Genomic DNA, 6,133 nt, shown 5'->3' with positions numbered 1-6,133 from the left:
GAAAAACTCCTTATGAAATACTAAAATTAAAACTAAAATAATTATATTTAAAGTCTACGAAGTCATGAAGTACGACAACAAATTATTGGAGAATATTCGGATCATATGACAACCAATACATACGTTTGGTACGAGAAAAATCGTAAAAATGCAGATGAGGTTCATTCGCATGACTATTTCCAATTGAATTATGTTGAAGAAGGTTACCAATATTTTTATATCGAACAAAAGATTTATTTAGTTCCTCAAAATCAAGTGATTTGGATTCCTGCAAATAAGCTACATCGTACAACTTCCGAGGCGAAAACGGTCAATCCAATGTTGATTTTATTTAAAGAAGTTTTTAAGGAAGATTTTTACAACGATATCCATGTTTTTGTTGCACCGCCGATTCTAAAGGAAATGATGTTATACGCTTCAAAATGGAATAAATTTTTGGTTGAAGAGGAGGAGCAAAAGATTTTCTTAAATTCGATGTTGTATAGTTTGCCTCATTTTTGCGATGAAAACCATAATCTAGAATTGCCAGTTCTTGTTGATAGACGTTTAATTCCTGTAAGTGAATATATTCATTCTCATTATACACAAATTTTAATCTAAATGAATTAGCAGATAAAGCGAATATGTCTGCTCGAAATTTGCAACGAATTTTCAAACAAGAAACAGGAATTACACTTCAAAAATATATGCAACTTGTCCGAATTCTAAGAAGTATTGAATTAATAGATACCAATAATTTTACATTGAGCGAAATCGCTTATAAAGTCGGTTACAAAAGTTTGTCTGCTTTTACAGCGTCTTATTTTGCTGTTACGAAAACAAAACCTAAACGAAAATAATTCGTTTTAATTTCGTTCAATTTTTACTTTCCTTAATTTAATTCTTTAACAATTAAATTGATTAATAATGTTTTAACATCTCATTCTTTTATCAGAATTAGAAGACGAAGCTCGATTTTTATCACTATTCAATAAATTAATTTAGAATAAATAAAAATAAATTAAAAAATTCGTTTACATTTGTCTTATTAATTATTAGACTAATTCTAAATAATAAAATTAAGGACAAATGAAGAGGCGCTTTTTTCTACTAAGCTTACTTACAACACTAATTCTACAGGCTCAAGAAATTAATTCGTTTCCAAAAGATTCGACGATTAATTTGGAACAAACCGTGATTTCTGGGCAATATAATGCGCAATCGGTCAAGAAATCTATTTACGAAGTAAAAGTGATTTCGCAAGAAATGATCGAGAGACAAGCAGGAAACACATTGGCAGATGTTTTAAATCAAACATTGAATATGAATATTATTCCGAGTTCTTCTACAGGAAAATCGACGGTGCAAATGTTTGGTTTGGATGCACAATATTTCAAAATTTTGGTGGACAATATTCCATTAGTTAACGACGAAGGTTTAGGGAATAATACCGATTTAACGCAGATTAACTTAGATGATATTCAACAAATAGAAATCGTAGAAGGTGCGATGGGAGTGGAATATGGAGCAAATTCTATTGCGGGAGTAATCAATATTATTACTAAAAAAGGAGGGAAGAATAAATTTGATATTTCTGCGACTTTGCAAGAGGAAACAATTGGAGATGAATACAATTGGAAAAATAAAGGAAGACATATACAATCCTTGAAAATCGGGCATAAATTTTCAGACAAAATCTACGCTAATTTAAGTTTTTCACGTAATGATTTTCAAGGATTTTTTGATGATAAAAAAGGAAAGAATTATCCTAATAATGACGGATTGAGAGGATACGAATGGTTGCCAAAAGAACAAAATGCAGCAAAGGCATTTGTTCAATATAAAAAAGACAATTATCGTTTGTTTTATAAATTCGAATATTTCAACGAAGAAACTAAGTATTACGATCCCAATCCAACTCTTGCACCGAATGCGCCAACTGCGACGGTAGATTATTTTGGAAAAGATAGAGTGTACACAACAGATCGTATTTACAATCACTTAAATGCTTCAGGACGATTTAGAAAAGCAATTAATTATGATGTTTCGTTTTCGTATCAAGAACAAAAAAGAAAATTGAAATCGTATAATTATGAAATTCTTGAAGGTGTTGAACATGATGTAAACAAATTCGAATATGAAAGTCGAAAAGTGTATTATTCGAAAGGGATGTTCAGCAATTTTATCAATAAAAATGATTATTTCGATTTTCAATTTGGTTATGAAATCGATCAAACAAAAGGTTTTGCTTCAACTTCGGCAGGAGAATTTTTCCAAAAACCTATAGAAAGAAAATTAGGAACGTATGATTTTTTTGCTTCTTCTGAAATTAATCTAAATGATAAACTTTCGTTTCGTCCAGGCGCTCGCGTGATGTTTTCGGAGCAATTTGATAAGCAGTATGTGATGAGTTTGAGTGCGAAATATCTATTTGGAAAACAATGGGAATTGCGCGCGATTGTTGGTACTTCACCACGTTTGCCAAATTATGAGGAAATGTATTCGTATTTCGTAGACGTCAATCATAATGTGCAAGGAAACGAAAATCTGAATCCAGAAAAAGGAGTTTCTGCTTTTGTTCACTTAAAAAAGAATTGGTATATCGGAGAAAATAATTCATTAGAGCAAAAAGTATCGTTGTGGAAAATTAATCTGAAAGATAAGATTGATTTGATTGTTGTCGAAGAATCTCCATTGAAATATCAATATCGTAATATTGATAATTACGATGTACAAGGTATTACGTATTTGAATCAATTCAAAGTCCATCAATTTTCGGGAGGAGTTGGTTTTACGTTGACAGGCATCAAGCAAGATATTGATGAAGCAGTTGCTGTAAATTCAGTTAAAAATAAATATTTCTATTCAACGCAAATCAATGCAAATGTTTCGTACACTTTGCCAAAAACCAATACAATTTTCTCACTTTTCTATAAATACAATGGAGCTCAAGAGCAATTTGTCTTGAAAAATAATCCGTCAAATACAAGTGAACAAATTTTAGTAAAAGGTAAACAAGAAGCTTTTAACTGGATAGATGCGTCAATAAGACAAAGTTTTTGGAACAAAAAACTTAGTTTAACAATTGGTGCAAGAAATCTTTTTGATGTAAAGTATTTGAACAGTTCATCTGGAAATGATGGTGCGCATAGCCAAGGTTCTACAAGTATTTTGTATGGATATGGACGTTCGTATTTTGCTAAACTTACCTTCAATTTAGGAATTAATTAATCAAAAAATCATGAAAAAAATATTTATATATATCCTATTGTTTAGTCTTTCTTTTTTGTGGTCATGTAATGATGAAAACAATCCAATTGGACAAGATTTTGTTGTTGCTTTTAAGGATGCAAGCATCGATTTTAGTAAGATTGATAATGAGAAAACAATAAATCTAATTTATTCTAAAGTTGCAGAACAAGATGGACAAATTCATATTAAAATAACCGAAGATAAAGCTACTTATAATGTTGATTATTCAACTTCTGTTGCAGTTACAAATCAAGAAATTATTATACCAATCAAAAAAGGTGAAACGTCAACAAGTTTTACGTTTAAGAATTTGATTTATCCATTTGATCGTTCTGATAAAACGATTCACTTTGAAATTACAAAAATTGATTATCCATCAGCGATTATTCAAGGATATTCGTCAACAAAAATCTCTTTCGAAAATTCGATTGGAGGAACAATGGATGTGGAAATTGGCGGACCAAATGAGCAATATCAAGTTTATGTAGACTTAAGTAAAGGAACGCAAACAAAGGTAAAAAGAGATTCTTGGGATTTAGGGTTTTATAATGGAACAAATTTCCGCGTGATGTTAAATACTTCTATTTATATGGCGGTAAAAGCGTTGGACGAAACCGATTTGTCGAAAGTAACAAAAGCATCGGTTGGGAAATTAATCAACGAAGTTGCGGTAGGTACATTTACAGATTCGAACAAAGAATATGTTGACGATCCTGCTGGAGATATTTTGAAAACAGCGATTGGGGAAATTAAAGAGTCGGATAATCCAGTTTATTTACTGAATTTGGGTTACGAAGTGGGAACTTCAACGCCTGCGGTTGGTTCGGCAGCTGTTGCTGGAAATTCGCGCGGTTGGAAAAAAGTGAAATTCATCAAAGAAGACGAGCAATATGTGATGCAATATGCAGATTTGGATGATACGACTTACAAAGAAAAAGTAATTGCAAAAACGACAACGTACAATTTTGTTCACTTCAGTTTTACGACGAATGATCTTGTAAATGTTGAACCTTCAAAATTAGAATGGGATCTAAACTTTACAGTTTTTACTAATCTTATTACAGGAAATGGTTCGTATGGATATTCGGATTATGTGGACAATAATTTGAAAGCGGGTGCAAAAGCCTATCGTGTAGATGTAACCAATGAAATTACCTACGAAAAATTTAATGAAACGATGATTGATGAAACAAAATTTTTAGACGATCAGCGTGCAATTGGTGATTCTTGGCGACAAGTTACTGCACCTCAAAAATTATTTTCGGATCGATTTTATATCATCAAAGATGCAGAAAATAATTATTACAAAATTAAAATGTTAGCTTTTCTGAATGCTTCTGGTGTGAGAGGTTATCCAAAATTTGAATATAAACTTATCAAATAAATTTATCATAAACATACTCATTATTAGTGGTTAGAATGCGTCAATCCGAGTCATACGGGTCAGAGTGTAATCTCTCGGATTGACTGTTCTAATTCTGATTAACAATTAAAAAATTATTATATCATGAAAAACAAATTTACACTTTTAGCATCAATCATTCTAACATCTGTTGTAATAAATGCTCAAACCATAAAAGGCGAAGTTACTATGGGTGCTGGTTATACAAATGATGTTTATTACGGATTGGCAGACCAATCGACGAATTCTGTAAATAGAAACGATTGGGAGATATCATTTTATCGAAAATCGAATATGTCTACAGGAATTAGAGTAAACGATGGCGCAGGGATAGAAGTTTACGAAGCGTCGAATGATGTCTCAAAATGGAATAGTATTGATGTTGCTAATTTATCTACGTGGACAGCTTTGTACAATTCGGACACAGATTGGCAAAAAGGCGCTTTCAATAATGGTTCTGCGACATATGGTTGGGGTAATTATAGTATTGCAAATCATTACGTAAATGGTTCAATCATTTTTGTATTGAAATATGCAACAGGAGAATATGTGAAATTGAAAATAGATAATTTTGCAGCTCCTTTAGGCGAATATAATTTTACGTATTCTAAATTGACAAATGGAACTTGGTCGGCTGATACAAAAGTAAATCTTGCGCATAAAACCAATCCAACAAATTTGTTCAATTATTATAGTTTATTGACTGATAAAGCAGTTACACCAGAGCCAGACCAAAGTAAATGGGATTTGAAATTTACAAAATATGTTACACCACTTACAACGAATGAGGGTGATGTTGTGATGTATACGGTAACGGGAGTTTTGCAAAGTGATTTGATCAAAGTGGCGAAAACAGAATCTGGAAATCCTACTGATGATATGGCTTATGTAGCAGATATTAATGCAGTTGGATATAATTGGAAAACCTTATCGGGTTGGTCTTATGTAGTGAATCCTACGAATCATTTTATCAAAAATACATCTACAAATCAGATTTATAAATTGGTTTTCAAAACGTTTGAAGGATCTTCTACAGGAAAAATAACATTCGATTACGAAAATGTAACAGCTAATTTAGGAACAACAGAATTAGCCAAAACGAAGTTTGATATTTATACCGCTTCTCAACCGAAAACAATTGGTTTGGTGTACAATTCGCAAGAAGCGAAATCGTCTCCATTAAATATTCAAATTTATGCGATAAATGGACAATTGGTGCATCAGGAAAGCTATCAACCAACTTCATCATTTACAAATAAAACAATACAATTAAGTAAACTTTCGGCTGGAATTTACATCGTAAAAATACAATCTGCCGATAAAGTTGAAACGAAAAAAATAGTTTTGAAATAAAGTTTTGAGTACTTTATTTGTCTCTTTGTGTGAGGTCGTCTGGAAAGACGACCTTTTTTATTAGAGTTGGATGTATATAACTTCGTAGGCATTCTTCCAAAGTAAGTCTGTTTATCCTTACCCGAGTCCTCGGTTTATTACAAACAT

General features: G+C 31.8%; 5 protein-coding genes. All 5 read left to right on the top strand.

The window, feature by feature from the left end; genetic code table 11:
• Nucleotides 1–105: 105 nt before the first annotated feature.
• The 5 genes from HXZ69_RS11730 to HXZ69_RS11710 all read left to right on the top strand — a co-directional run bounded on the left by HXZ69_RS11730 (nt 106) and on the right by HXZ69_RS11710 (nt 5,986).
• Nucleotides 106–600 carry an AraC family ligand binding domain-containing protein gene (locus HXZ69_RS11730; RefSeq protein ID WP_286496084.1) on the top strand — a complete coding sequence of 165 codons (495 nt, stop codon included), beginning with the start codon at nt 106–108 and terminating at the stop codon, nt 598–600.
• 23 nt (nt 601–623) lie between these two features.
• A complete protein-coding gene (locus HXZ69_RS11725) occupies nt 624–839 on the top strand; it encodes a helix-turn-helix domain-containing protein (RefSeq protein WP_286496083.1) in 216 nt (71 codons plus the stop codon).
• Between the two features lie 229 nt (nt 840–1,068).
• The gene (locus tag HXZ69_RS11720) at nt 1,069–3,210 is read left to right on the top strand and encodes a TonB-dependent receptor plug domain-containing protein (protein ID WP_219034425.1); all 2,142 of its coding nucleotides are present in this window, start codon (nt 1,069–1,071) and stop codon (nt 3,208–3,210) included.
• Nucleotides 3,211–3,220: 10 nt separating this feature from the next.
• Nucleotides 3,221–4,615 carry an HmuY family protein gene (locus HXZ69_RS11715; protein WP_286496082.1) on the top strand — a complete coding sequence of 465 codons (1,395 nt, stop codon included), beginning with the start codon at nt 3,221–3,223 and terminating at the stop codon, nt 4,613–4,615.
• Nucleotides 4,616–4,738: 123 nt separating this feature from the next.
• Entirely contained in the window at nt 4,739–5,986 is a 1,248-nt protein-coding gene (locus HXZ69_RS11710) for a T9SS type A sorting domain-containing protein (RefSeq protein ID WP_286496081.1), read from the top strand.
• Nucleotides 5,987–6,133 lie beyond the last annotated feature (147 nt).

The organism is Empedobacter sp. R132-2, from assembly GCF_030324375.1.
Classification (GTDB): Bacteria; Bacteroidota; Bacteroidia; order Flavobacteriales; family Weeksellaceae; genus Empedobacter; species Empedobacter falsenii_B.
Note: the sequence above shows the minus strand (reverse complement) of the source record. Positions and strands in the feature narration are given on the sequence as shown.